The organism is Microbacterium sp. NPDC088619 (assembly GCF_044752825.1).
Taxonomy (GTDB): domain Bacteria; phylum Actinomycetota; class Actinomycetes; order Actinomycetales; family Microbacteriaceae; genus Microbacterium.
The window spans coordinates 342592-363989 of sequence record NZ_JBIVLZ010000001.1; the positions used below are offsets into that span (position 1 = coordinate 342592).

The window sequence follows — 21398 nt, forward strand, 5'->3', positions numbered from 1 at the left end:
CGTCGCCCATGGCCCGTTCGGACGACTCCGTCTCTCTTTCCGCGCTGGCCAGGCTGGGGTTCGCCGAGCTCAGCGAGGCTGCGGCGAACCTCACCGAACTCGCGACGCTGATCGGCGTCGACCGGTCGCTCCTGCTCAGCGAGGCGGATGCTGCTGATCCCGACGCGGCGGTCGAGGGGATGCTGCGTGTGGCGAGACGCGATGCGGCACCGATCGCGGCCCTGTTCGCCGACCAGCGGGCACGCAGACGGGCATGGAGGGTGTTCGGGGCGTCACAGGGCTTCGCCGACTTCTTCCTGAGACACCCCACCGAGGTGTCGGTGCTGGCCGACCGATCGACGGAGCTGCCTTCGGCAGACGAGCTGCGCACGCGCATGCTCGACGCGGTCGGTGCGCGCGACGGGTTCGCGGAGTCGGGCGACGACGGTGCGGTGGTCACCCTGCGTGTGGCCTACCGGCGCAATCTCGCTGTGATCGCCGCAATCGATCTGACGGCGCACAACCCCGTGCGGATCGTGGCCGACGTCGCGGCGGCGCTGGCCGACATCGCCGGTGCCGCATTGGAGGCGGCGCTGGCGATCGCTCGTCGACGGCTCGTCGACACGATGAGCCGTGACGAGGTCGCAGCCACACAGCTCGCCATCATCGGCATGGGCAAGGCGGGCGCACGCGAGCTGAACTACGTCAGTGACGTCGACGTGATCTTCGTCGGCGGAACAGCAGACGACGACGTCGTCTCGGAATCGCGGGCGATCGACATCGCGACGCGTCTCGCCAGGGAGACGATGCGCGGCCTGAGCGGCATCGAGGTCGAACCGCCGCTCTGGGAGGTCGACGCGGCGTTGCGTCCAGAGGGCAAGCAGGGCGCGCTGGTGCGATCTCTCGGCTCGCACCTGGCGTACTACGACCGCTGGGCCAAGAGCTGGGAGTTCCAGGCGCTGCTCAAAGCGCGACCTCTCGCGGGCGATCCCGGACTCGGCGCCGAGTACATCGCCGCGGTGCAGCCCAAGGTCTTCTCGAGCGCCGCGAGGGAGAACTTCGTCGACAGCGTGCAGCGCATGCGCGAACGGGTCATGGAGCACATCGACCCGGAGGATGCTCCGTACCAGCTCAAACTGGGATCGGGCGGCCTGCGCGACATCGAGTTCACGGTGCAGCTGCTGCAGCTCGTGCACGGCCTCACAGACCCGCGGCTGCGCACGCGCGGGACGCTGGAGAGCCTCGACGCACTCGTGGAGGGCGGCTACATCGGCAGGGCCGACGCTGCCTCGTTCGCCGACGACTACTGCGTGCTCCGTCTGATGGAGCACAGACTGCAGCTCAGGGAGCTCAGCCGCACCCACCTGATGCCGCGCACGCCTGCCGGCCTGCGCGTGCTGGCCCGCAGCACGGGACTCGGCGAATCCGGCGAGGCGATCTGGGCTCGGTGGGAGAGCGTCCGACGTGAGGTACGTGACATCCACACCCGGCTGTTCTATCGCCCACTCCTCAGCGCCGTGGCTTCGCTGCCGGAAGAGGAGCGCACCCTGTCGACGGCGCAGGCGCACGACCGGCTCATGGCCATCGGCTTCCGGGATCCGGCAGGTGCTCTGCGGCACATCGGCGCGCTCACCACAGGGTTGAGTCGCAAGGCGACCATCCAGCGGCATCTCATGCCCGTCATGGTGCGCTGGTTCGCTGACGGCAGCGATCCGGACTACGCGCTGATCGCGTTCCGCCGCATCAGCGAGCGTCTCGGCGACACCCCCTGGTTCCTCCGGATGTTGCGGGATTCCTCCGGCGCCGCGGAGAGCCTGACGAGGCTGCTGTCGTCGTCACGGTACGTCGGCGAGCTGATGGAGTGGATCCCCGAGTCCGTGGCCTGGCTCGACAGCAGCGAGCTGCTCCGTCCTCGCAGCGGGGCCGCGCTCGACGAAGAGGCCAGGGCCATCCAGACGCGCCACCGGAATGTGGGGGACGCGTTGCAGGCCGTCCGCGCGCTCCGTCGCCGGGAGCTTCTGCGCACCGCCATGGGCGGCGTCCTCGACGTGCTGTCGATCGAGCAGATCGCGACCTCGCTCACCGAGATCACCGACGCCACGATCCAGGCTGCACTGCGCGCGGTCCGGCGCGAGATCGTCCCCGCCGATGACGAGGCACTCGACTTCGCGATCATCGGCATGGGGCGGTTCGGGGGAGCGGAGCTGGGATTCGGCTCGGACGCCGACATCCTCTATGTCTACGACGCGAACGGCGTCGATGCTCAGCGGGCGCAATCGCTCGCCACCCGCATCGTCGCGGGGCTCAGAGAGCATCTGACCGATCATCGGGTGCCGCTGGACCTCGACGCCGACCTCCGACCGGAGGGGCGCAACGGCCCCGTGGTGCGGTCGATCGACGCGTATGCGGAGTACTACCGACGCTGGTCGCTCTCGTGGGAGGCGCAGGCGCTGCTGCGGGCTCGAGGAGTCGCGGGCAGCGCGACTCTGATCGCGAAGTTCACTGCCCTCGCCGACAGCATCCGGTATCCCGCGGAGGTCGATCTGCAGGGCACCCGTGAGATCAAGCGGATCAAGGCTCGGGTCGAGGGGGAGCGGCTGCCTCAGGGCGTGGATCCGCGTCGCCATCTCAAGCTCGGACCAGGCACTCTCAGCGATGTCGAGTGGCTGGTGCAGCTGCTGCAGCTGCAGCATGCCCACGATGTGCCGGAGCTGCGGACCACGTCGACGCTCACTGCGCTGGGGGCTGCTGTGGACGCGGGATTCGTCCCGGCGGACGCTGCCGATCTCCTCCGCGCCGCGTGGTTGCTGTCGAGCCGTCTGCGTTCCGCGATCACTCTGTACACGGGCAAGACGAGCGATGTCCTGCCGACGGACCCGCGTGACCTCGATGCGATCGGTCGGCTGCTCGGATACCCCGACCGCTCCGCGAGCGTGCTCGACGACGACTACCTCGGCGTGACCCGCCGGGCACGCAGGGCGTTCGAGCAGCTCTTCTACGGGTGACCGCGCACTCGCTCCGTCAAGGACTGGCGCGTCATTTGCCTTTTCCCGGCCTGTCGCACAGGCTGAGCGCATGACGATCTCGAAGCTCGGTGTGATCTGGAACCCCTCGAAGATCGATGAGGAGAAGCTGCGCGCCGCCGTGGCCGACATTTTCACCGCCGAGGTCGAGTGGTGGGAGACGAGCGTCGAGGACCCGGGTCGCGGAATGGCGACCGCCGCGGTCGAGGCGGGGTGCGATGTGGTGGTCGCCGTGGGCGGCGACGGGACGGTGCGTGCCGTGGCCGAATCCCTTGCCGGCACCGAGACGGCGCTCGGCATCGTCCCGCAGGGCACCGGCAACCTGCTGGCCCGCAACCTCGAGATCCCACTCAACAACATTCCCGCCGCGCTGAAGCGTGTCCGAGACGGCGAACCGAAGAAGATCGACATCGGCTGGGTCGACCTCGACGGTGAGGAGCATGCCTTCGTCGTCATGGTCGGGTTCGGGATCGACGCGCAGATGCTCGTCGAGACGGACGATGATCTGAAAGACAAGGCAGGCTGGCTCGCCTACGTCGAGGCGATGGGCCGCGCGCTCGCGGGCACCGAGATGACCGACATCACCGTGACTCTGGACGACGGCGATGCACAGGAGCTGCGCGGTCACACGATGCTGATCGGAAACTGCGGAATGGTGCAGGGTGGCATCCGGCTGCTCCCCGACGCGGTGCTCGACGACGGTCTGCTCGACATCCTGCTCGTCAGCGCCGACGGCCCGCTCCAGTGGCTCGACACCGTGCGCACCTTCGTCTGGGAGAACGGCATCCGGCGGATTCTCGGAAGCGTCGACGAAGCCGTGAGCAGCGAATCCACGCGGCACATCTCGGCGGAGAAGGCGACGATCACGCTGTCCGCCCCGCTCGCCTTCGAGATCGACGGCGAAGAGGTCGGCGAGGTGTCGACGTTCGGGGTGCGGGTCCAGCCCGCGGCTCTCATCGTTCGCTGAGCGTTCCCGGCGGGACGACCTTGCTGTCCTGCGTCGGGAAGACGACCTTCTGCACGATGATGATGATGCTGGCGGCGACCGGGATCGCAACGAGCGCACCGAGGATGCCGCCGAGCGCGCCTCCGGCGATGGCCGCGATCACGACGAGCGAACCGGGAACCGCGACCGCCTTGTTCATGATTCTCGGAGACAGGACGTATGCCTCGATCTGCATGTATACGAGGTAGTACCCGAACGCGATCAGGGCGGTCACGGGGCTCACGATGAGGCAGATCAGCGCGTTGATGATCGACGCGCTCAGCGTGCCGACGAGAGGGATCATCGACCCGATGAAGGCGATCAGCGCGAGCAGGGCCGGCACGGGTGCACCGATGATGCTGAGCACGATCAGGCTCAGGACGCCGTTGATCAGCGCGAGGCTGGCCTGCCCCATCACATAGCGGCCGACAGCGCCGGAGACGTCTTCCAGGAGACCGCCGAAGGTATCCCGCTGGTACGAGGGGACGAAGCGCACCGCGACGCGCTTCATGCTGCGCAGCGAGGCCATGAAGTACAGGGTCAGGATGAGCACGATGGTGACACCGGTGAAACCTCCGGCGATCCCGGCGCCGACCGCGAAGACTCCGCCGCTGATGTTCAGGATGTTGCCCGGATCCTGGACGAAGCTCAGCACACCCTGTGCCGCATCGTCGAAGGTGGAACCGAACTGCTCGCTCACGTCCTTGAACCAGGCGCTGGCCATGAAGTCCTCGACCATCTTCGGCCCGTCGTTGATCAGGTTCGTCACCTGTTCGATGAGAAGCGGCACGATCGCCAGGATGATTCCGGCGAACGCGAGGACCACCACGGAGACCACGATCGCGACCGCAGCGGGGCGAGGGAGCTTGCGTTCGATGAACGCGACGATCGGATCGAGGCCGAGCGCGAGGAAGATCGCGACGCCGATGTAGACCAGGACCGTCGCGAGCTGGTTGACGATCCCGCCGAGCATCAGTGCGACGAGCACCCCCAACGCGCCGAGCAGGCCGAACGTGAAGGGATTGATCCGGGCGATGGCGGCGGCGGCGGTCTTCGGCTGTGCCGGGGGAGTCTCGGTGGTGTGGACCTTCTTCGGCTGCAGCCTGTCGTTCTTGCGGCGCATGATGGCCCCCCACTTGTGTTCGTTTGGACCTCTCAGTTGACCAGTCAGGGCGGGCGAAAGCAAGCGCGACACGGCCGCGCCCCTTGTGGTGTATAGCGTGGTGATTGTCCGATGCCCGTGCGATCGTTCACGCATGGATGCGCTGACACTGAGACGCTGGTCCGCGGGCGATCTCGAGCTGCTGCGGCGAGCGAATACGCCGGAGATGACGGCATACCTGAACGGCGTCGAGACCGAGCGGCAGCTTCTCGATCGCAACGCCCGCTACCTGCGGCTGTGGGACGCGGGAGAAGCGAGGATGTTCGTCATCGAAGACGGTGAACAGCGACCGCTCGGATCGATCGGCTTCTGGAGGGTCGAGTGGCGCGGCGAGCCGGCATTCGAGACGGGCTGGTTCGTGGTCCCCGAGGCGCAGGGGATGGGCGTGGCTTCCCGGGCGCTCGGCCTGCTGATCGATGATGCGAGAGAGCACCGTGCAGGTCGAAGGTTCCTGACGGCATTCCCATCGGTGGAGAACGCGGGTTCGAACGGCGTATGCCGTCGAAGTGGGTTCGAGATGGTGGGCACTTTCACCGATACATTTCGCGATGCCGAGCTGACGATGAACGAATGGGTGCTGGATCTCGTCGGCTGAGTGCGCGGACTCGGGCGCTGCGTCCGCTATACCGCAGCGACTCGGTTGAGGAACCTCTCGACGGTCTGCCCTACGACGACATCCGGTTTCAACTGATCCACGAGATCCCAGTCGAGGTTCGGCCCCCAGAGGAAATGGAACTCGCTGAAGAGGTGCTTCCCCCACCACGAGAGGTGTCCGGCGAAGTCACCGGGCCCAAAGAACGAGTTGCCGAAGACGAGTACCTTGAGCCGGCTCGGCGCGGTGCTGTTGGTCCACCCGAAACGCCGGCCCCTCATGCCGCCCTCGGCAGGGATGTACTTCTCGATCATCATGATGCCGTCCGCGTAGGCGGCTAACTCACCGTCGCTCGGCTCGACGATTCGCGAGTAGAACGGCAGCCCGAAGCGTCCGGTGAGATCGCCGACTGCATACCTGAACTGGTACATCCGCACGGCATCCACGAGTGGAACGAGCTGGGGGTCGATCTGAGCGGCCAGGGCAGAAAACATCCTCTGAGCGCCGATCGCTGAGAAGTGCGTGTCTGTCATCAGGAATGGATCATCGGCGTTGTTCCACTCATCGAAGGGTGCGAGGCCACTGACGTAGAAGTCGGCGTCGCGCAGCCTGTTCTCGATCTCTTGGAGCACGGGGGTTGGGCCATCGATAACGAAGGGAGCATCGTGGCGCAGAACGGTCAGCTTCTCTGGGATGACGGTCTGCACGAAGCGTGCTCCTCGCGCTTCGCATCCTTCCACTCGCTGGGCAAGCACATCCATCCACCGGTCAACTCGCGACATGAGCGCGTCGTCGACAGGCTCGTCGTACAGCGGCAGCAGGGAGTTGGTCCCCCCGGTGAGGAACAGGTGCCCGCGCAGTCCGGTGACCGCTGATCCATCCATCGATGGCAGCCTGGCAGGCATGAGCATGGGCGACAGGTTGCCCGCTTCGATGTGTAGTTTCACCGCGTCACGCTCGGCTCGAGACCAAAGGGTGGGTGTCGCAACGCCACTCAGTTCTTCTACAGCGGCTTTCTTCATGGCGGCGAGACCGTCTTCCCCGAGGCTCAGCGCTGCCACTCGGTCGTCAGAATGAGACTTCACCAGGAGGCGTCCGGATGCGACATCGAGAGCGGTGAAGCGTCGGGAACACTCGAGGGAGAACAAGGCATCTTGGGTTGTGATCCTCTGCAGGTCGCTGCGAGTTGCGCTCGGACTGGTTTCCCCGATGATCTCGCCGTCGAAGGTCGCGACCACGCGAACATCGCGGTTGTCCTCGGCTTCCGCGTCGTACACCCATCCTCTGATGGTGTGCTTGTCGAAATCGAAGCGTTCTGCGTATCCCCTCACCCGGTCAACTTTAGCGAACGGGCTGCGTGACGCATTCCGGCCACGACGCCCCCGCTGCGTGCAGTACTCAGTGAGCCCGGGCTGATGGCTGTCTTCTGAGCCAGGGACGTCGTCGATACTGACGGGGCTCAATACAAGGGATGAGGTATTTCTCCCCATCCATGACTCGGACTGGGCGAGATCGTTGCCAGCTCTGGCAGAAGTGAACGCAAGAGAGAGCCCGTCACGACGTCCGTGACGGGCTCTCTCTGTGAGATTCTGCGGACTCCCTGCGGACCAACCCGAGGATTCCCGCGGGATCTGGCTACACGCCGAAGTACAGTTCGTACTCGAACGGGTGCGGGCGCTGAGCCATCGGCAGGATCTCGTTCTCGTACTTGTACGAGATCCAGGTCTCGATGAGCTCCTCGGTGAACACGCCGCCCTCGAGGAGGAACTGGTGGTCGGCCTTCAGTGCCTCGAGCGAGTCCAGCAGGGAGTTCGGAACCTGCGGAATGTTCTTGGCCTCCTCGGGAGGAAGCTCGTAGAGGTCCTTGTCGACGGGCTCGTGCGGCTCGATGCGGTTCTTGATGCCGTCGAGGCCCGCCATGAGCTGCGCGGCGAAGGCGAGGTACGGGTTGCCCGATGCATCCGGCGCGCGGAACTCGATGCGCTTGGCCTTCGGGTTGGAGCCCGTGATCGGGATGCGGATCGCAGCCGAGCGGTTTCCGGCCGAGTAGACCAGGTTGACCGGAGCCTCGAAGCCCTTGACCAGACGGTGGTAGCTGTTCAGGGTCGGGTTGGTGAACGCGAGCACTGCGGGGGCGTGCGCGAGGAGGCCTCCGATGTACCAGCGGGCGATGTCGCTGAGCTGGCCGTAGCCGGCCTCGTCGTAGAACAGCGGCTTTCCGTCGTTCCACAGCGACTGGTGCGTGTGCATGCCCGAGCCGTTGTCGCCGTAGAGCGGCTTCGGCATGAAGGTGGCGACCTTGCCCCACTCTTCGGCGGTGTTCTTGACGATGTACTTGAACTTCAGGATGTCGTCCGCCGAGTGCACCATGGTGTCGAAGCGGTAGTTGATCTCCTGCTGGCCGGCGGTGCCGACCTCGTGGTGCGAACGCTCGAGGATGAACCCGGCGTCGATCAGCTTCAGGGTGATGTCGTCGCGCAGGTCAGCGGTCTTGTCGACCGGGCTGACGGGGAAGTAGCCGCCCTTGTACGGGGTCTTGTTGGCGAGGTTTCCGCCTTCTTCCTCACGACCGGTGTTCCACGCGGCCTCTTCGGAATCGACCTTGTAGAAGCTCTCGCCGGCGGTGACCGAGTAGCGGACGTCGTCGAAGATGTAGAACTCGGCCTCGGGGGCGAAGACCGCGGTGTCGGCGATGCCGGTCGACGCGAGGTACTTCTCTGCCTTCTTGGCGACCTGACGCGGGTCCTTCGAGTAGATCTCACCCGTGCGCGGGTTGTAGATGTCGAACACCATGACGAGGGTGCTCGCCTCGCGGAACGGGTCGACGTATGCCGTGGTCACGTCGGGGATGAGCTGCATGTCTGATTCGTGGATGCTCGCGAAGCCGCGGATCGAGGAGCCGTCGAACAGCTGGCCGTTGACGAAGAAGTCCTCATCGACAGTGGACGCAGGGATGTTGAAGTGCTGCTGGACACCAGGAAGATCAGTGAATCGGATGTCAAGGAACTTGACGTCGTTCTCCTTGATGTAGGTCAGTACCTCGGACGAATCTTTGAACATGTACGACTCCTGGATTGCGGATCGATGGCTTCACGGCCATTGTGCACAGTACGTGCGGGGCGTTACCCCACGGTATCCGCTTTGTTTCCGGCATGTTACGCGCCGGTAGGCTGGATACGTGACGGATGCTGTGAACACGTACCCCGGAGAACGACTCGGAATGCCGCAGACGGGGACGGGCAGCATCGCCCGCCCTGGCCGACGGATCGGGGCTCTCCTCATCGACTACGTCGCTGCGACGATCATCGCCACCGGCTTCCTCGGATACGACCAGTTCGCTCTGCCCGCCGAGGCCGGGCTGACGATGTTCGCGCCGATGGCCGTATTCGCCGTGCTGCAGATTCTGTTCATCCCGACTGCGGGCGGCAGCCCAGGGCACCGCATCCTCGGCATGCGTGTCGTGCGCCTCGGTGGCGGCTGGGTGGGGGTGTGGCGACCGATCGTGCGCACGCTGCTCATCGTCATAGTGATCCCGGCGGTGATCTGGGATGCCGACCAGCGCGGTGTGCATGACAAGGTGACGGGACTCGTGCTCATCCGCGCCTGAGCCGGCTCAGTCCTTGCCGCGATTGCGGCGTCTCGCCTCTCGTGGTGCGCGGCCTCCGAGGAAGGAGCGCGCAGGGTCGACGACGTATCCCTGTCGCAGCGCCTCGCGTCCGATGAGCATCCGGAATCCCATCTCATCCCGATTGCTCAGCGTCACCTCGGCGAGCACCTCCCGGTCATACAGGCGAATGAGCATCTCGACGACGAGGCGCTCCTGCGCGTGACCGGAGGAGCTGCGCACGGCACGGCGATCGTGCACCGGGGATTCGACGATGACGGCGTCCTCCTGGCTGTCCTGCCAGGGCTTCACCCGGAACCGAACCCACGACACGCCGTCTCGCTCGAACTCCTGGATCTTGAATGCGTGCAGCGACGAGGTCCGAGCACCCGTGTCGATCTTGGCTTTGAGCCAGTCCACACCGAGATCGGGCAGGCTCACCCATTCTCGCCACCCGATAAGGGTGTTTGAATGGGATGACTTACTCACCCGACCATCCTGGCAGGAAATCCCCCGTGAAGATCGCAGTGCTCTCCCGCGCGCCGCAGGCGTACTCCACCCAACGGCTGCGCGCCGCCGCGCTCCAGCGAGGTCACAACGTCAAGGTGCTGAACACGTTGCGGTTCGCGATAGACCTCACGGCCGATGAGCCCGATCTGCACTACCGCGGTCGTCAGCTCAGCGACTACGACGCGATCCTGCCTCGCATCGGCAACTCGATCACCTACTTCGGCACTGCCGTGGTCCGGCAGTTCGAGCAGATGGACGTCTACACGCCGAACACCGCGAACGGGATATCGAGCGCGCGCGACAAGCTCCGCGCGAACCAGATCCTCTCGCGCCACAACATCGCGATGCCGCCGACCGCCTTCGTGCGCAATCGAGCCGACGTGCGGCCGGCGATCGAACGGGTCGGCGGCGCTCCCGTCGTCATCAAGCTCCTCGAGGGCACACAGGGGATCGGCGTCATCCTCGCCCCCCAGGTGAAGGTGGCCGAGGCGATCATCGAGACTCTGCACTCGACCAAGCAGAACGTGCTGATCCAGAAGTTCATCTCCGAGAGCCGCGGGCGGGACATCCGCGCGCTCGTGGTGGGCGACCGCGTGGTGGCGGCCATGCGACGATCGGCGGCCGGAGACGAGTTCCGCTCCAACGTGCACCGTGGTGGCTCTGTCGAAGCCGTCGAGCTCGACCCCGTCTACGAACGCGCCGCTGTCCGCTCGGCCCAGATCATGGGTCTTCGCGTGGCCGGAGTCGACATGCTCGAGGGAGAAGACGGTCCCCTGGTCATGGAGGTCAACTCCTCGCCCGGATTGCAGGGCATCGAGACGGCCACGAAGCTCGACGTCGCCGGGGCGATCATCGACTACATCGCGGGGCAGGTGGCATTCCCCGAGATCGATGTGCGCCAGCGCCTGACGGTGTCCACAGGCTACGGAGTCGCCGAGCTGATGGTGCACGGCGCGGTCGACCTCGTCGGCAAGACGCTGGGCGAGGCCGGGCTCTGGGAGCGCGACATCACGGTGCTCACGCTGCACCGCGGCGTCTCCGTCATCCCCAACCCGCGTAAGCATGTCGTTCTCGAGGCCGAGGATCGGCTCTTCTGCTTCGGCAAGCTCGACGAGATGCGATCGATGGTGCCCGAGCGGCGCCGGCGTCGCGCGAAGGTGCGCCGACTGCCGCGCCAGCCGCTCTCCGAGTGACACGAAGAAGCGCGGCCGCTCCTCCGAGGAGGTGCGGCCGCGCTTCTGCGTCTGGGGGGCGCTGGATCAGCGCGGGCGCTGAGCCCGGACCTTGGTGGGGTCGATGCCCTTCGGAATCGGCAGCGAGGAGATCGACTGCGACACCGACTCGATGCGTCGGATGACGGCGCCCATGGTGGCCTTGTCGATGACCTTCGGAAGCTTCTTGATGGTCTTGGCGAGGTCGGCGATCGCGACGTCATCATCGCCGTGGCCGACGTAGAGCACCGTCACGGGCACTCCGTGGGCGACACGGGCGGCCTTGCTGCGCTCGTCGTTGACGAGGCGGCTGAGGCGTCCGCGCGATCCCTCTCCGACGACGACGACACCGCCACGTCCGACCGTGCGGTAGACGGCGTCCTGCGTCTTCGGGTTGATGCCCACAGGTGTCTCGGAACCCTGCCAGTTGCGCCCGAGGCTCGTGCTGAGCACGTGTCCGGTAGCACCGGGCATTCCGTCGATCTTCTGATACATCGCGGAGGTCGACAGGCGCGTCATCAGGAACATGGCGCCGAGCAGGCCGAGCATCAGGCCCGAGATGCCCCAGAGGATGAGGGTCCACACCTGGAACGGCGGGATCAGGTAGCCGACGATGAGGCCGAGGAGCACCCCGACGACCAGTAGCGCGATCTGAGCCCAGGGCAGCCAGGGGTAGATCTCTCTCGTGAACTTGAAGAGGGATTTGATCTGGGAGAAGAACCCCGGACGCTTCTCGGGCGCGGACGTGCGGTTTGCCATGTGCATAAGAATACCGACTCCGAGAGGCGCTCATGGCGTCGTTCGCGTCAGGCGGATTCCCGGGCCCCATCTTGCTCTGCACAGGTCATCGATCCGCGCGGATGCCTCCACATACCCCTTCATGTCCACACGCGATCCGAGTGATGCGCTGACATGGGGTGATGGCAGACACAGAAGCGCGACCACGAGGGGCGGTCCTCGTGCCCGGCGCACATCGCGTGATCAGAAGGATCGATCTGGGCGAAGGGCCGTATGGGGGAGTGCTGGTGACGCGAGGAGGAACGGTGGCGGTGCTCGTCGACTCCGCGTCGATCAGCGGCTGGGCAGGGTGGGAGCATGCGGGTGACGATCACGTCGCGGGGCCGCTCGACATCGTGCGGCGATCAGACGGGCATGACGTGCTTCTGCCGTGGTGCACGGAGCGGGTCTCCTCGTTCTTCGGTCGTCGTGTCGCCGCCGACGCCGCGTTCTCGTCAGGGGAGATGACGACTCTCGTGGCCAGCATCCTGCGCGGTATGGGCGAGCTTGCGAGAGGCGCGACGCAGGAAGAGACCGGCGAGTGGTGGATCACGGATGACGGCAGGCCGACGTTCGTGATCGGTGCCGGCGAGACTGCACGGTCGGCGGGGGCCGCCCTCGTGGCTCGGTTACGGCGGGACTGCGCCGACCGTACGCTCGCACGTCTGCTTGTCGTGATCGAGGAGGGGCTCACCGCCGACAGTGCGCGACCTGGGATGCCGGTGCGCCAGCTCGAGAAGTGGGAGGCCGAGCTCTTCGACACGGCAGCTCCGAAACCGTTGAGGCTGGACGTGCATGCACCCGAACTGGCGAGGGATGCGGACGCGGCGAGGCACGCAGCGGTTCCCAGGACCGACGTGCGACGTCCTGTGAGGAGCCGCTCCTCGTTGCCGCGGGAGGTCGGTCGCGTCAGGGCGCTGTCCTCGCGCATCCTCACTCCTCTCGTGCATCGTCTCGGCGCCTGGCGGGCGGCGGTCGTCGTTCGTCTCGAGCGCCACGGCAGGCGCAACGCCGACCGAGACCCCCTCCTTCGAGGCGGGCGGACGGATGCCGGCGCTGGCGAACGCGTCGGCGCGCGGGGACGCTCGCGTGCCCGCGCCGAGGTGGGCGGTCGCGCTCCCGTGAGCCGTGGTCGGCGAACGATCGTCGCCGCGGGTGCGGCCGCCGTGGTGCTCGCTGGCGGGTTCCTCTGGCCGGGTGGGGCGACCGGGGAGCCTGCCGGGCGAGGTGCCGTTGCCGAGCCGAAGAGCACTCCCCGGGCGACGGAACCCGACCGGATCCCCGCGGACCCGTCGCCGACGCCTTCTGCACCAGCACCAGTACCACCCTCGGGGGAGGGAAAGCCGCATGACGGATCTGATTCGGGGGACCCCGTCGAGGCGGCACGATCGCTGATCGATGCGATAGGTGTCTGCAGCGAGACGGACGACGCGGTCTGCGCGGGTGCCGTCGCTGACGGTTCTGCCGGTGTCGTGGAAGCACTGGGCGATTCCAGCGTCGGAACGCTGCAGTTCGAACCGGTGGATGAGTACGGGGACGTCGCCGTGATCCGGGTGTCCTCGTCCGAAGGGGGTGGCGATGGGGCGGCGCCCGCGGAGGGGGAGCGGATGGTCGTGCTCGTCCGGATCACAGAGAAATGGCTGGTCCGCGACGTCTACGACGTCGCGGACCAGCCAGGATGATGCTGCGGTCAGGCTCCGAGCTGAGCGGCGAACTGCGCCGACTCGAGGCGGGCCTTCACTGCGCCGAGGAAGCGGGCGGCGTCAGCTCCATCGATGATGCGGTGATCGTACGAGAGCGCGAGGTACACGTACGAACGGACGGCGATCGCGTCTGCGCCGCCGACCTTGACCAGACCGGGGCGCTTGACGACCGTTCCGGTGCCGAGGATCGCGGACTGCGGAAGGAACACGACGGGGGTGTCGAACAGCGCGCCACGCGAACCGGTGTTGGTCAGCGTGAACGTGCCGCCAGCGAGCTCGTCGGGCTTCAGCTTGTTGTCACGCGTGCGCGCGGCGAGGTCGGCGATCTCGTGGGCGATCTCCGCGATGTTCTTCGATGCGGCATCGCGCAGAACCGGCGTGAGAAGACCGCGCTCGGTGTCGACTGCGATCGACACGTTCTCCGACTCCGGGTAGACGATGTTCTCCCCGTCGACCGTGGCGTTCACGATCGGGAAGGCGCGCAGCGCCTCGGCGGCAGCCAGAGCGAAGAACGGCAGGAACGACAGCTTGTCGCCGGTCTTCTCGAGGAACGATCCCTTGACGCTGTCGCGGTACTCCGCGAGAGCGGTGACGTCGACCTCGACGACCGTCGTGAGCTGAGCCGTCTGCTGCATCGACTCGACCGCGCGCTTGGCGAGAACCTTGCGCAGGCGCGACATCGGCTGAGTGGTGCCGCGGAGCGGCGAGACCTCGAGCGGAGCGGGGGCAGCAGGAGCGGCAGCGGCAGCGGGTGCCGACGACGCGCTCTCAGCAGCCTTGAGGACATCTTCCTTGCGGATGCGTCCACCGACACCGGTGCCGGTGACACTGGCGAGGTCTACGCCCTGCTGCGACGCCAGACGACGCACGAGCGGCGTCACGTAGAGGTTGTCGCTCTCGGTCGGGAGCGACAGCTTCGACTCGGCGGCGGCGGGGGCCGGAGTAGATGCTGCAGCGGGTGCAGGCTCCGACGGTGCTGCCGCAGGAGCGGGGGTGACGGGTGCAGCCGTACCCTCGGCGGCGGGCGCCTGAGCCACGGGGGCCTCCGCAGCCGGAGCGGCGGGAGCCTCTGCAGGAGAGGCAGGAGTCTCGGTGGGGGCGGCGGGAGCCTGCGCAGCGGGAGCGGCTCCAGAGCCGACGCGTGCGAGCACGGCGCCCACCTCGACGGTCTCGTCTTCGCCTGCCACGATCTCCTGCAGCACACCGGCGACGGGCGACGGGATCTCGGTGTCCACCTTGTCGGTCGAGATCTCGAGCAGTGCCTCGTCGACCTCGACGGTGTCGCCGATCTGCTTGAGCCAGCGCGTGACGGTGCCTTCGGTGACGCTCTCGCCGAGTTCGGGGAGGACGATGTCCGTGGCGTCTCCTGCAGGTGCGGCGGCGGGAGCCGCCTCGGGGGCAGCAGGCGCGGCGGCTTCGGGCTCGGCGGGAGCCTCAGCCTGCGGGGCGGCGGGCTCGGCGGCCTCTTCCGCGGCGGGCGCGGCGGCGGCGGGAGCATCCGCTGCCGGAGCAGCCGCGCTGCCATCGCCGATGCGCGCGAGCAGCGCGCCGACCTCGATGGTCTCGTCCTCGGCGACGAGGATCTCCTCGATGACACCGGTGACAGGAGAGGGGATCTCGGTGTCGACCTTGTCGGTCGAGATCTCGAGCAGGCCCTCATCCGCCTGAACAGTGTCTCCCACCTGCTTGAGCCAGCGGGTGACGGTGCCCTCTGTGACGCTCTCGCCGAGAGGAGGGAGGACGACGGATGTGCTCATGACTGAGTCTCCTTCAGGAAGTTAAATGACGCGTGTCTAGCTTAGTGAACTGTTCACCGGTTGGTGTTCAGAGGGCGTGCAGCGGCTTTCCCGCGAGGGCGAGGAAGGCTTCTCCGAGCGCCTCGCTCTGTGTGGGGTGCGCATGGATGAGGGGGGCGATGTCCTCGGGGTGGGCCTCCCACGCGACGGCCAGCTGGCCCTCGGTGATGAGCTCGCCCACGCGGTCGCCGAGCAGGTGGACGCCGATGACCGGGCCCTCCTTGAGTCGGACGACCTTCACGAGCCCGCCGGTGCCGATGATCTCGCTCTTCCCGTTGCCCGCGAGGTTGTACTCGTAAGCCACCACGGCATCCGCGCCGTGCTCGGCGACGGCCGCATCCTCCGTGACGCCGACCGAGGCGACCTCGGGGCTCGAGTAGGTGACCTTGGGGATCTGGATGTCGGGGACGTTCACGGGCGAGAGCCCGGCGATGCGTTCGGCGACGGCGATGCCCTGCTGGAATCCGCGGTGCGCGAGCTGCAGTCCCGGCGTGATGTCGCCGACCGCCCAGACTCCGGGCACTCCGGTGCGGAGCTCCTCGTCGACCGTGACGAATCCGCGGTCGAGCGTGACACCCGCTTCCTCGAAGCCGAGGTCGGCCGTGACCGGTCCGCGACCCACGGCGACGAGCAGGTAGTCGGCGGTGAACTCCTTGCCGTCCTCCAGCGTGACGGTGACCGAGCTGTCGTCCTGGCTCGCGCTCTGGAAGCGGATCCCGAGCGAATACTGGATCCCGCGCCGGCGGAACGCCCGCTCGAGCCCCTTGCTCATCGCGATGTCCTCGTTGGGCACCAGGTGCGGCAGCGCTTCGATGATGGTGACCTCGGTGCCGAACGAGCGCCACACGCTGGCGAACTCGACGCCGATGACGCCACCGCCGAGCACCAGTACGCGCTCGGGGATCACATCGAGGGACAACGCCTGCTCGCTGGTGAGGATCCGACCGCCGATCTCGAGTCCGGGAAGCGTCCGGCTGTACGAGCCGGTCGCGAGGACAACGTCCGTGCCGACGTACACATCGTCGCCGACGCTCACAGAGCGGTCGGCATTGAGTCGGCCGAAGCCGGCGACGGTGGTGATTCCTCGAGCCTTCACCAGGCCTTCGAGGCCCTTGTACTTCTTCGCCACGATGCCCTCGCGGTACGCGCGGACGCCGGCGGGGTCGATGCCCTCGAGGGTCGCTGAGATGCCGACATGGGCGGCATCCCGCACGTGCTCGGCGACCTCCGCCGCGTGCAGCAGCGCTTTCGTGGGGATGCAGCCGCGGTGCAGGCAGGTGCCGCCGACCTTGTCCTTCTCGATGAGCGCGACGGACTTGCCGAGCTCGCTCGCGCGCAGCGCCGCGGCGTATCCGCCGCTGCCTCCGCCCAGGACGACGATGTCGAACGTATGAGTGGTCATGGTCATGCCTCCTTGTGGGATGCTTCGGCGAACGCGATGATCGATCGGACCATCGCTCCTGTGGGGCCCTTGTCGGTGAACCCGTAGGGTGCGCCGTTGTGCTCGCCGGAGCCGGCGATGTCGAGATGCACCCAGGGGATGCGCGGAGCGTCCTTCTCGTCGGAGACCCGCCCGATGAAGCGGCGCAGGAAGAGTCCCGCGTACGATGCGCCGCCCATGCGGTCGCCCATGTTGGCGTTCTGCATGTCGGCGATGGGGGAGTCGAGCGAGTCCTCCATGTACTCCGGGAGCGGCATGTGCCACGCCAGTTCGCCGGCGGCGTCGGCCGCGGTGAGGAACTCGGCGACCGCCTCGTCTGCGCCGAAGACCCCGGTATGACGGTGGCCGAGTGCCATCACGATCGCGCCGGTGAGCGTCGCGACGTCGATGATGACGTCAGGGTTCTCCCGGCTGGCCGCCACGAGTCCGTCTGCCATGACCAGGCGCCCCTCGGCATCCGTGTTCGGGACCTCGACGGTCGTGCCGTCGAGGATGCGGATCACGTCGCCGGGGCGCAGCGCGCGACCCGACGGCATGTTGTCGGTGATGCACAGCCATGCGGTGACGCGCACAGGCAGGCCGAGTGCGGCGATCGCGCGAAGCGCGGCGACGCTGGTGGCGGCTCCGGCCATGTCGAACTTCATGCCGACCATCGAGGCCGCGGGCTTGAGCGAGAGCCCGCCGGTGTCGAAGGTGATGCCCTTGCCGACGAGCGCGATGTGGCGGGTGGCATCCGCCGGTGCGTAGTCGAGCCGGACGAGGCGGGGCGGCCTGTCGGAGCCCTGAGCGACGCCGAGAATGCCGCCGAAGCCCTGCTCTGCGAGGGCGTCTTCGTCCAGGATCTCGACACTGACGTCTGACAGGCCATCGACGCTGTCCGCAGCGCTCTGAGCGAGCTGGGCGGGGCTCTGCCACTCGGCGGGCACGAAGACGAGGTCCTTGATGAGCGCGACGGCCTCGCCGATCGCGGTAGCCCGCGCGAGGTTCGCGTCGTCGACGTCTGCATGGAGCAGGACAGACGAGGCGCGGGTCTTTCCGGCGTCTCTCTTGTAGCCGTCGAAACGGTACCCACCGAGGACCGCGCCCTCGGCAGCGGCGTCGGCGAAGGACTCGAGCCCTGGCGCGAGAGCCACGGACACGGTCTCGAAACCGGTGAAGGAACGCAGTGCCGCGCCGACGGCGTCGCGCACCGAGGGGACCCCTGCATCGCGCCCGACGCCGACGACGGCGAACGGGAGTGCCGTCACCTCTGGCGCGTACACACGGGCGAAGGCTGACGCCGAACCCGTGAACCCGATGCCCTGCAGCGATTCTGCGAGACCGGGATAGCCGTCGAGCGACTCTGCGGAGTCCGAGATGTCGGGGATGACGAGCACTGCGGCGTCTGCAGCGCTTCCGGGGAACTGATCTGAGGTGCGCGAGAGCGCGGGAAGCGTCATGACTCCATCCTAGGTCGGTCGTGCGTCAGGTCGCCGAGCGGGTGTTCGCTCTCAGCATGAAGGTCACCGCCCGGCCGTCCGACCCTGCTCGTAGCATTGACTCATGCCCTTCTCCGGAGAGATCCATGAACGTGTAGCGAACGCACCGGTCGTGCCGCGCGGACTGCCCCTTGTACTGCTCCTGACAGGTTTCACCGACGCGGGCAACGCGGTCTCGGGGCTCATCGAGCACCTTCGAGAGACGACCTCTCCGCAACCGGTAGCGGTCTTCGATAACGATGTGCTCCTCGACTATCGGGCGCGTCGTCCGGTGATCTCCTTCGATCAGGACCATCTGACAGAGTTCCGTCCCGCACGACTCGAACTCTCGCTCGCGACGGATGCCCTCGGCCAGAAGTTCCTTCTCCTCGCAGGTTACGAGCCTGATTTCGCATGGAACGAGTTCGCACGCACCGTGCTCGAACTCGCCGACGAGTTCGAGGTGTCCGGGCTGAACTGGGTGCATTCGATCGCGATGCCTGTTCCGCACACGCGTCCCATCGGCACGACGGTGAGCGGCAACAGGCGCGAACTCACCGTGGCGCACTCCGTCTGGCGACCGCGCACCCAGGTGCCGGCCACCGCAGGGCACCTTCTCGAATTCCGCTTCGCCGAACACGGTGATCGGGTCGTCGGCTTCGTGCTGCTGGTTCCGCATTACCTGGCCGAGACCGAGAACCCCGACGCTGTGATCGCGGCGGCGGAGAAGCTGATGGCGGCGACGGGCCTGGTGATCCTGCTCGACGAGGTGCAGCAGCGTCGCGAGGACTACCTCACCCGCGTCGACGATCAGGTCCTCGGCAATGACGAGCTGCAGCAGATGGTGCAGGGTCTCGAGCGCCGCTACGACGCCTACATGGCTGGTCGTGACCCCGAGGACGGCTCGTACGACGAAGGCGGTTTCAACGAGCGTGACCTGCCGAGCGCCGACGAGCTGGCCGCAGAACTCGAGCGCTATCTCGCATCGCGCCCCAGCGGCGACGAGGACAAGCCGGGTCGGGGTTGAGGTCAAAGGCGGGAACTTCGGCGGATTGCACCTGCATGCCCACACGTGTGCGATACTAGGACTCTGACCCGTTGTCAATCGATCTCTCCGGAGATCGGACTTGACAAGGGTCTTACTAGTGTCCGAAATGCTCCGGGGCCTGCGAGCGGCCCCGTGAAAGGCGAAACGTGACTCCTGCCACGACGAAGAAGACCCGGACGAAGAAGACCGCCGACGCTCCCGAGGTCGACGCTCCCGTCGAGGAGGCGGCTGAGAAGCCGGCCCCCAAGACGGCAGCGCAGCGGGCCGCTGCCAAGCGCGCGCCCGCGAAGAAGAAGAAGGCCGAAGACATCGTCGAAGACGACGAGACTCCTCCCGCCGCAGAGCCCGACGAGGACGATGAGGACTCGAAGCCGAAGTTCACCGAGCCTCTGCCCACCGGCGCCATCGTCATCTCGTCGAACGACGACGAAGACGTGCCCGTCTACTCGACGCAGATCACCGGCGCGACCGCCGACCCCGTCAAGGACTACCTGAAGCAGATCGGAAAGGTCGCGCTGCTGAACGCGGCCGAAGAGGTCGAACTCGCGATGCGCATCGAGGCCGGTCTGTTCGCCGAGGAGAAGCTCTCCACGATGACGGCCGCTGAGAAGGCCAGCCAGCTCGGACTCGACCTGCAGTGGGTCGCCCGTGACGGTCAGCGCGCCAAGAGCCACCTGCTCGGTGCGAACCTGCGTCTCGTCGTGTCTCTCGCCAAGCGCTACACCGGTCGCGGCATGCAGTTCCTGGATCTGATCCAGGAGGGCAACCTCGGTCTGATCCGCGCGGTCGAGAAGTTCGACTACACCAAGGGCTTCAAGTTCTCGACGTACGCCACCTGGTGGATCCGTCAGGCGATCACCCGCGCCATGGCCGACCAGGCCCGCACCATCCGCATCCCGGTGCACATGGTCGAGGTCATCAACAAGCTGGCCCGCGTGCAGCGCCAGATGCTGCAGGATCTGGGCCGCGAGCCCACGCCGGAAGAGCTCAGCCGCGAGCTGGACATGACGCCCGAGAAGGTCGTCGAGGTCCAGAAGTACGGCCGCGAGCCCATCTCGCTGCACACGCCCCTCGGTGAGGACGGCGACAGCGAGTTCGGTGACCTCATCGAGGACACCGAGGCCGTCGTCCCCGCGGACGCGGTCGGCTTCACGATGCTGCAGCGTCAGCTCGAGCAGCTGCTCGACTCGCTCTCGGAGCGCGAGGCCGGTGTCATCCGGATGCGCTTCGGGCTCGGTGACGGACAGCCCAAGACGCTCGACCAGATCGGAGACACGTTCGGCGTGACGCGTGAGCGCATCCGTCAGATCGAGTCGAAGACGATGGCGAAGCTGCGCCACCCGAGCCGCTCGCAGTCGCTGCGGGACTACCTCGAGTGATGCAGGCGAACGAGGGCAAGGCGCTCGAGACGATTGTCGACGGCAAGAGCTACGCGCGCATCCCGCTGCGGACGCGCGTGGTCATGCCGAATGACGATCTCGACTCGGTCGTCATCGAGTACGCGAAGGATGCGGTGCAGCCGGGCGACCTGCTGTTCGTGACCGAGAAGATCGTCGCGATCACACAGGGCCGGTCGTACCGACTCGATGAGATCTCGCCGCGCCCGCTCGCACGCTTTCTCTCGCGATACGTCGTGCGCACCTCCTACGGCATCGGTCTCGGAATGCCCGAGACCATGGAGATGGCGCTGCGCGAGTGCGGCACTCTGCGGATCCTGTTCGCCGCAGGCGTCTCGGTCGTCACCAAGGCCTTCGGACGCCGGGGCGACTTCTATCGCATCGCCGGCGACAAGGCGCGTGCGATCGACGGCCCGACGAAGAACACGATCCCGCCGTACAACCAGGCGGTCGTTCTGGGCCCGAAGAACCCGCGCGAGGTCGCCGAGCGCCTGAAGAAGATGCTCGGCGGAGACCTCGAAGTGGCCGTCGTCGACATCAACGACATCGGCGGCAACATCCTCGGCTCGACTCTCGACAAGGCGGGCGAGCGTCGGCTCGTCCAGATCCTGGGCGACAACCCGCTCGGACAGGCGACGCAGTCGACGCCCATGGGCATCGTCCGCGAGGTCTGATCTTCGCGAGTCGCACTCACAGCAAGAAGGCCCGGATGC

At 66.8% G+C, this 21398-nt stretch carries 17 protein-coding genes; 9 read left to right on the forward strand and 8 right to left on the reverse strand.

Annotated elements, in window-relative coordinates:
- Window positions 1-8: 8 nt before the first annotated feature.
- Window positions 9-2984 (forward strand): bifunctional [glutamine synthetase] adenylyltransferase/[glutamine synthetase]-adenylyl-L-tyrosine phosphorylase, encoded by a 2976-nt coding sequence (locus tag ACIP5T_RS01825; protein WP_400860113.1) that lies wholly within the window; start codon window positions 9-11, stop codon window positions 2982-2984.
- 70 nt (window positions 2985-3054) lie between these two features.
- On the forward strand, window positions 3055-3969 hold the full coding sequence (locus tag ACIP5T_RS01830) for a diacylglycerol/lipid kinase family protein (protein ID WP_400860115.1): 915 nt from the start codon (window positions 3055-3057) through the stop codon (window positions 3967-3969).
- Here the strand turns inward: ACIP5T_RS01830 and ACIP5T_RS01835 are convergent.
- Entirely contained in the window at window positions 3956-5110 is a 1155-nt protein-coding gene (locus ACIP5T_RS01835; protein WP_400860116.1) for an AI-2E family transporter, read from the reverse strand. The two genes, ACIP5T_RS01830 and ACIP5T_RS01835, sit on opposite strands and share 14 nt — an antisense overlap.
- Window positions 5111-5243: 133 nt before the next feature.
- Here ACIP5T_RS01835 and ACIP5T_RS01840 point away from each other — a divergent pair, with 133 nt between their 5' ends.
- Window positions 5244-5744: a GNAT family N-acetyltransferase gene (locus tag ACIP5T_RS01840; protein WP_400860118.1), complete on the forward strand. Its 501-nt coding sequence runs from the start codon at window positions 5244-5246 to the stop codon at window positions 5742-5744.
- A 26-nt stretch (window positions 5745-5770) separates the two neighbouring features.
- Here the strand turns inward: ACIP5T_RS01840 and ACIP5T_RS01845 are convergent, their stop codons facing one another.
- Both ACIP5T_RS01845 and glnA read right to left on the reverse strand, forming a co-directional pair.
- On the reverse strand, window positions 5771-7231 hold the full coding sequence (locus tag ACIP5T_RS01845) for a hypothetical protein (protein WP_400860119.1): 1461 nt from the start codon (window positions 7229-7231) through the stop codon (window positions 5771-5773).
- Window positions 7232-7376: 145 nt separating this feature from the next.
- On the reverse strand, window positions 7377-8801 hold the full coding sequence (gene glnA / locus ACIP5T_RS01850; RefSeq protein WP_140037208.1) for a type I glutamate--ammonia ligase: 1425 nt from the start codon (window positions 8799-8801) through the stop codon (window positions 7377-7379).
- A 160-nt stretch (window positions 8802-8961) separates the two neighbouring features.
- On the opposite strand from glnA, the gene ACIP5T_RS01855 reads away from it, so the two are divergent.
- Window positions 8962-9348, forward strand: coding sequence for an RDD family protein (locus tag ACIP5T_RS01855; protein WP_400864558.1), 387 nt, complete (start codon window positions 8962-8964; stop codon window positions 9346-9348).
- A gap of 6 nt (window positions 9349-9354) precedes the next feature.
- Here the strand turns inward: ACIP5T_RS01855 and ACIP5T_RS01860 are convergent, their stop codons facing one another.
- Window positions 9355-9834 (reverse strand): ATP-dependent zinc protease, encoded by a 480-nt coding sequence (locus ACIP5T_RS01860; RefSeq protein ID WP_400860121.1) that lies wholly within the window; start codon window positions 9832-9834, stop codon window positions 9355-9357.
- A gap of 26 nt (window positions 9835-9860) precedes the next feature.
- Between ACIP5T_RS01860 and ACIP5T_RS01865 the strand changes: the two genes are divergently transcribed.
- Window positions 9861-11048 carry a RimK family alpha-L-glutamate ligase gene (locus tag ACIP5T_RS01865; protein WP_400860122.1) on the forward strand — a complete coding sequence of 396 codons (1188 nt, stop codon included), beginning with the start codon at window positions 9861-9863 and terminating at the stop codon, window positions 11046-11048.
- 66 nt (window positions 11049-11114) lie between these two features.
- Here ACIP5T_RS01865 and ACIP5T_RS01870 read toward each other — a convergent pair whose 3' ends face one another.
- Window positions 11115-11825, reverse strand: coding sequence for a DUF4191 family protein (locus tag ACIP5T_RS01870; RefSeq protein ID WP_400860123.1), 711 nt, complete (start codon window positions 11823-11825; stop codon window positions 11115-11117).
- A 161-nt stretch (window positions 11826-11986) separates the two neighbouring features.
- Here ACIP5T_RS01870 and ACIP5T_RS01875 point away from each other — a divergent pair, with 161 nt between their 5' ends.
- Window positions 11987-13525: a hypothetical protein gene (locus ACIP5T_RS01875; protein ID WP_400860125.1), complete on the forward strand. Its 1539-nt coding sequence runs from the start codon at window positions 11987-11989 to the stop codon at window positions 13523-13525.
- A gap of 8 nt (window positions 13526-13533) precedes the next feature.
- Here ACIP5T_RS01875 and sucB read toward each other — a convergent pair whose 3' ends face one another.
- The 3 genes from sucB to ACIP5T_RS01890 all read right to left on the reverse strand — a co-directional run bounded on the left by sucB (window position 13534) and on the right by ACIP5T_RS01890 (window position 18222).
- A complete protein-coding gene (gene sucB, locus ACIP5T_RS01880) occupies window positions 13534-15303 on the reverse strand; it encodes a 2-oxoglutarate dehydrogenase, E2 component, dihydrolipoamide succinyltransferase (RefSeq protein ID WP_400860127.1) in 1770 nt (589 codons plus the stop codon).
- 67 nt (window positions 15304-15370) lie between these two features.
- Window positions 15371-16744, reverse strand: coding sequence for a dihydrolipoyl dehydrogenase (gene lpdA, locus ACIP5T_RS01885; RefSeq protein WP_400860129.1), 1374 nt, complete (start codon window positions 16742-16744; stop codon window positions 15371-15373).
- Between the two features lie 2 nt (window positions 16745-16746).
- The gene (locus tag ACIP5T_RS01890; RefSeq protein WP_400860131.1) at window positions 16747-18222 is read right to left on the reverse strand and encodes a leucyl aminopeptidase; all 1476 of its coding nucleotides are present in this window, start codon (window positions 18220-18222) and stop codon (window positions 16747-16749) included.
- Window positions 18223-18325: 103 nt separating this feature from the next.
- On the opposite strand from ACIP5T_RS01890, the gene ACIP5T_RS01895 reads away from it, so the two are divergent.
- From ACIP5T_RS01895 to ACIP5T_RS01905, 3 genes are all read left to right on the forward strand, one after another.
- Complete coding sequence (locus ACIP5T_RS01895) at window positions 18326-19267, forward strand: proteasome assembly chaperone family protein (protein WP_400860133.1); 942 nt, start codon at window positions 18326-18328, stop codon at window positions 19265-19267.
- 167 nt (window positions 19268-19434) lie between these two features.
- Entirely contained in the window at window positions 19435-20667 is a 1233-nt protein-coding gene (locus ACIP5T_RS01900; protein ID WP_042540194.1) for an RNA polymerase sigma factor, read from the forward strand.
- Window positions 20667-21359 carry a coenzyme F420-0:L-glutamate ligase gene (locus ACIP5T_RS01905; RefSeq protein ID WP_400860135.1) on the forward strand — a complete coding sequence of 231 codons (693 nt, stop codon included), beginning with the start codon at window positions 20667-20669 and terminating at the stop codon, window positions 21357-21359. The genes ACIP5T_RS01900 and ACIP5T_RS01905 overlap by 1 nt, the downstream gene beginning before the upstream one ends.
- The last annotated feature ends 39 nt before the right edge of the window (window positions 21360-21398 follow it).